We start from the raw sequence: 4939 nt of genomic DNA on the forward strand, positions 1-4939 counted from the left end.
AGAATTAATGCCTTGGTCAAAAACCTTACCTGAGGAATTAAAAATAGAAAAGAAAAGTCAGATAAAAATCCAGTAGACTAATTTTCAAGTTAGTTATACTGGATTTTCTATTTTTCAAGACGGAAAATTTTTGACGCTTACGTAGTGTTGGTGTTGCAAATTTAGTGATGCGGGGAAAATGGAAATTTGCCATAATGAATTTTCTTTCTCAAGGCACCATGCGTTTTGGAGAACTTCATAGAGCTATGCCAAATATTAGACAAGGCTATCTAACACAACAATTGAGAGAACTTGAAAAGGATGGTATTGTTCATAGAGAAGTGTATAAAGAAGTACCTCCTAAAGTGGAATATTCTTTGACAAAGATAGGTAAAGAATTTTTACCTGTGACCCAAGCAATGAGTGTGTGGGGTGAAAAGTACATAGAGTTGTTGAAGGAAACTTTTAACGAAGATACCTTAGAAAAGAAAAAGTAATAAGGTTACAAATTACTGTCCGTATATAAGGAAAAATTATGCTATAATAGCTATGTTGTATTTCAAGAAGCATGTTAATATGATAAATGGGAAAAATACAGTGGTTTAGGAGTATCATCCAAAAGGATGATACTAAATTTAATGATAAAAGTCCTAAAATAAGTTGAAAAATCATCCAATTAGAGGATGTTTTTTTAGCTTATTTTTTTGTATGGTTTAGATGAAAAATTAAGATCATATAGGGAGGAAACAAAATGATATTCAATAGGACGATTTTAAAAATGACAATTTTACTAGTATTACTAGGAAACATTGTTAATGCTATTAATTATGCATATGCAGAGGAAGTTATAGCACAAACGCATAAATTAAGCAAAGGAGATATTAAAGAATTTGTTGAAAATACAGTACCAAAGCAACTGGAAAAATATAATATCCCAGGAGCTTCTGTATCAGTAGTTAAAGATGGACAGGTATTATTTACAAAGGCATATGGGTATAGAAATATATCAGAGGGATTAAAAGCTGATTCTAATACTATGTTTAGGATAGGATCTGTCACAAAGTTATTTACCTGGACAGGAATCATGCAATTAGTAGAACAGGGAAAGCTTAATTTGGATGATGATATTAGTAAATATTTAGGGAATATAAAAATTGGAGGGAATTACAAGGAACCCATAACCATAAAAAATTTGATGACCCATACATCAGGAATTGAGGACAAATTTTCAAATTTATTTATGGGCAGAGATGAAGAAATACCTCCATTAGAAGAAGCTTTGTTAAGAGATAAGAGAAATAGAATATTTAAACCAGGGGAAATCGTAGCATATTCAAATTATGGAACTGCACTAGCAGGAAAAATTATGGAAAATATTTCAGGGATCACATACGAAGAGTATATAGAGAATAATATTTTAAAGCCTTTAAATATGAATAGAACAACAATACTTCAACCAGCATCTGCTAAGTATGATAATGTTTCAAAAGGACATATGTACTTAAAAGGTGATTATAAGGTGTTTGAGGATGCATTTACTCAGTTACCACCAATTGGTGCAATTAGTACATCTTCTGAGGATATATCAAAGTTTATGATTATGCATCTTCAAAATGGAAGATATGAGGATAAAGTTATTTTAAAAGAGGATACGGCAAAGCTTATGCATAAAACTCATTTTCCTAATGACAAAAGATTGCCGGGAATTTGTCTTGGATTTATAGAATGGAAAAGAAACCATAAAAGAATCATATGGCATTCAGGAGGAACAGCTCTTTTTAGGACGTTATGCATGTTGATTCCTGAGGAAAATGTAGGAGTATTTATCTCATATAATAGTCCAAATTCAGATAAGGCTAGGAGTGAATTTAGACAAAAGTTCCTTGATAGATATTACCCTTATAATGTTGAAAAGGTAAAGCCATTAGAAAATCATAAGGAAAGAGCAAAAAATTATGAAGGATATTTTAAAGAAGGTAGAACTGCAAAGTTTAATTCAGATAAATTGATTTTTGCCCTATCACGTATGGAAAAAGTTATTCCTAATGATGAAGGGACCTTAACCTTTAGAGGAAGAAAATATATTGAAGTTGACTCTTTAGTATTTTATGAGGTGAATGGCCAAGGGAAACTTATTTTTCAAGAAGATGAGAATGAAAATATAAAATATTTATTTCAGGACTTTGAGCCCCATGAGGCTTACATGAAGATTAAATGGTATGAAAATCCCCAATTATCTATGATAATATTTTCTTTGTGTATGATAATATTTCTAACCACATTAATAACTAAATTTTTACAAAACATATTATGGAAGAAAAATGAAAAACATAGAAATGATAGAAAGATTGAAAAACTTATATTGTTAATTTCCATGTTTCATTTATTATTTCCAATAGGTGGAGTATTAGGATTTGTCATGGAGATATGGATAAATTCAAGAGTAATGACTACAGGTGCAATACCATTATTATTTAAACTATCATTGTTACCACCAGTTATTAGTGGAATAATAACAATAATAACTATTCCATATGTAATAAGAGCTTGGAAGAATAAAGATTGGACATTTAATAGAAGGATATACTACTCATTGGTAGTTGTAACATCATTAATTTTTATAGGGTGGATGTATTATTGGAATCTGCTAGGATATTTTAGGTAAGGTATATTCAAAAAAATAAATTAGTCATTTCACTGGTTATTTGAATTATTTTCTTTCCTATGGAGTCTCTTACATATGTTTGATATGACCATTTGCCATGCCTTGAAAATAATCCAAATTCCTTAGGGCTCTGACTAGTTTGTTTTTTCATATGTCTAAGAAAACAATAGTAATTTTTTGAGGATTTAGATTGTAGAAGTGGAAGTAATATCTATTTAGATTATGATATGATTATGGGAGGCATAGCTGATGATAGAGTGTATAATACAATAGAACTTTATAAAGATCAGCTAATTGGTAAAGATGAAGCTCTTAAAAGGTTACAGTATTATAAGCCTAATCATCAGATTTGTATTATCAACCAAGAAATTATAGATAAATATTTGAAATTTGAAGAAAGTAAAGAAGTGTGATGATGGAAGCTAATAAAATATTACTACAATCTTTATATAAAGATATAATACTTGAATTTTCAAAGGAAACTGGTAAGGAATTAGATGAGAGTATGGAATATTTTTATACGTCTGAAACCTATGAATTAATTAGCGAAGGTGTGGGAGATTTACATTGCAAAGGGGTCAAATATCTAACCCAGGAATTAATGCTAGAGTATGGAATCATTAAGCATAAGAGCTATCCAAGTGATTTTGTTCATTAAATTATGTTGATATGCATGATGTAATATAAAAGATATAGGTGAGTAAAGAGGACTGATAATTAAAATTATTAGTTCGTTTTTTCAGTAGTAAGAAAGGTTGTAAAGCATATATAAGTAATATAGATAAATGAGGAATTGTGTTATAATATGGATATATCTGTAAATAGAAATAGGAGTTATATGGAATAGGCTTTAAAACAATCAATATATAAACCTAGGGTTTTAAGATAAGTTGATATTCACGAACTAGTTTCGCTAATCCATCCTTATATAAATAAATAGCGAAACTAGTTCGTGAAATGAGTAGTTAGGTGACAGAATTGAATAGGTTCTTAATTATAACCGTATGAACATTATGAATAATATGATTAAGTCGAAATGAAAATTAATTTAAGGAGTAAATTATTATGTATGACTATATAAAGATTCCAGAAATTACAGATAGTTTTAAATTTGAAAATTTAGCATTAGATTTATATAAACGATATTTAAAAAGAATTCAAAAAGTAGGTAGACCAGGATTATTTCAAGATGGAGTTGATATATATGGATATGATGAAAATAATCATTTGATAGGAATACAGTGCAAAGTAAAGAGTAAGGCGGAAATTGGTGATAAAAAATTTAGAACTAGTTTTTTAAAAGAAATTAAAGAAGAAGTAAATAAAGCTAAAAATTTCTCACAAGAACTCAAGGAATATATTATTATGACTACTGCACCTAGAGATACTTTTATTCAGAAAGAAGTTATTGCTTTAGATTGCGAAAATTTTCATAAAAGTGGATTTCATATAGAAATTAAATTTTGGGATGATATTTCAGATATGCTAACTGAAGAAATGCATAAAAATACATTTATAAAGTATTATAATAATTTGATTATTCGCGAAGAAACAATTGATTCTATAAACTTCAAAATATTAAGTCTGGTTGTAGGAGTAGAATCTAGAGATGATAGTTTATATCAATTAATTTTAGGATATATACCAAAATTGATTCATTATCCAAATGGGATTGAGTATTACTCTAATTCATATTTTTTAGGTTGCTTTCAAACAAGAGGGATGGATACTTTTCCAATAAGATGTTTTCCATCAGATATAGAAGCTGTAATTGACTGTATAAGAGATAGATATACAATTACTGATTGGCTTAACTCCATTGATATTGATAAAGAAATTCAGAATGATAAGAGAGAATATCATTTTTATTGGACGCGTGACCAGTATGAAGAATATTTAGAACGTTTCTGCGATAATTAAGAATAAATACTATAATATTAATGAAACATTTCATTATACCTAAAGAATATGTTGAGGTATGTTGAGGGGAACAATTGGTTCCATCACCTAACATACTATTTTCAGACATTCCGCAAAATACACTCGGAACGTCGCAACATAGCAAGAACGTTATATAAAAGTATTGGTGAGTTTGTTGAAAGGAGTTTAAGAGTATGGGATTTTTTTCAAAGTTTAGAAAAGAAAAAGTAAAAAATATTGAGGATAGCAGTAACAATAGTGTAAATCAATTTTTAAGTTTTGTTCTCTACAATGAATATGAGAATATCAATGAGTTAGATTTGTTAAAGAAATATAATGAGATTTGTAATTCTAGCATGAAAGCGACAGATATTG

6 protein-coding genes and 1 pseudogene are annotated in these 4939 nt (G+C 28.8%); 6 read left to right on the forward strand and 1 reads right to left on the reverse strand.

The genetic code is table 11. From position 1 onward, the window contains the following. Nucleotides 1-167 precede the first annotated feature (167 nt). Nucleotides 168-476, forward strand: a complete 309-nt coding sequence (locus tag N4A57_RS03480; protein ID WP_293656182.1) for a winged helix-turn-helix transcriptional regulator — start codon at nucleotides 168-170, stop codon at nucleotides 474-476. Nucleotides 477-730: 254 nt separating this feature from the next. After that, entirely contained in the window at nucleotides 731-2644 is a 1914-nt protein-coding gene (locus tag N4A57_RS03485; RefSeq protein WP_293656183.1) for a serine hydrolase domain-containing protein, read from the forward strand. 7 nt (nucleotides 2645-2651) lie between these two features. Here the strand turns inward: N4A57_RS03485 and N4A57_RS03490 are convergent, their stop codons facing one another. Further along, nucleotides 2652-2795 carry a hypothetical protein gene (locus tag N4A57_RS03490; protein ID WP_293656185.1) on the reverse strand — a complete coding sequence of 48 codons (144 nt, stop codon included), beginning with the start codon at nucleotides 2793-2795 and terminating at the stop codon, nucleotides 2652-2654. Between the two features lie 49 nt (nucleotides 2796-2844). Between N4A57_RS03490 and N4A57_RS03495 the strand changes: the two are divergent. The 4 genes and pseudogenes from N4A57_RS03495 to N4A57_RS03510 all read left to right on the forward strand — a co-directional run. Further along, nucleotides 2845-3057: pseudogene (locus N4A57_RS03495) on the forward strand (DUF3990 domain-containing protein); the annotation flags it as partial. Nucleotides 3058-3059: 2 nt separating this feature from the next. Then, nucleotides 3060-3302 carry a hypothetical protein gene (locus N4A57_RS03500; RefSeq protein WP_293656186.1) on the forward strand — a complete coding sequence of 81 codons (243 nt, stop codon included), beginning with the start codon at nucleotides 3060-3062 and terminating at the stop codon, nucleotides 3300-3302. Nucleotides 3303-3709: 407 nt separating this feature from the next. Further along, nucleotides 3710-4564, forward strand: coding sequence for a hypothetical protein (locus tag N4A57_RS03505; protein ID WP_293656187.1), 855 nt, complete (start codon nucleotides 3710-3712; stop codon nucleotides 4562-4564). A gap of 194 nt (nucleotides 4565-4758) precedes the next feature. Next, nucleotides 4759-4939, forward strand: a 181-nt coding sequence (locus N4A57_RS03510) for a hypothetical protein (protein ID WP_293656188.1), incomplete at its 3' end; no start/stop codon positions are given.

The sequence above is a fragment of the Anaeromicrobium sp. genome, assembly GCF_025210435.1.
GTDB lineage: Bacteria > Bacillota > Clostridia > Peptostreptococcales > Thermotaleaceae > Anaeromicrobium.

Coding starts and splice junctions, on each gene's coding strand:
- N4A57_RS03480 (WP_293656182.1), top strand. CDS start 168: ATGCGGGGAAAATGGAAATTTGCCATAATGAATTTTCTTTCTCAAGGC.
- N4A57_RS03500 (WP_293656186.1), top strand. CDS start 3,060: ATGGAAGCTAATAAAATATTACTACAATCTTTATATAAAGATATAATA.
- N4A57_RS03485 (WP_293656183.1), top strand. CDS start 731: ATGATATTCAATAGGACGATTTTAAAAATGACAATTTTACTAGTATTA.
- N4A57_RS03490 (WP_293656185.1), bottom strand. CDS start 2,795: ATGAAAAAACAAACTAGTCAGAGCCCTAAGGAATTTGGATTATTTTCA.
- N4A57_RS03505 (WP_293656187.1), top strand. CDS start 3,710: ATGTATGACTATATAAAGATTCCAGAAATTACAGATAGTTTTAAATTT.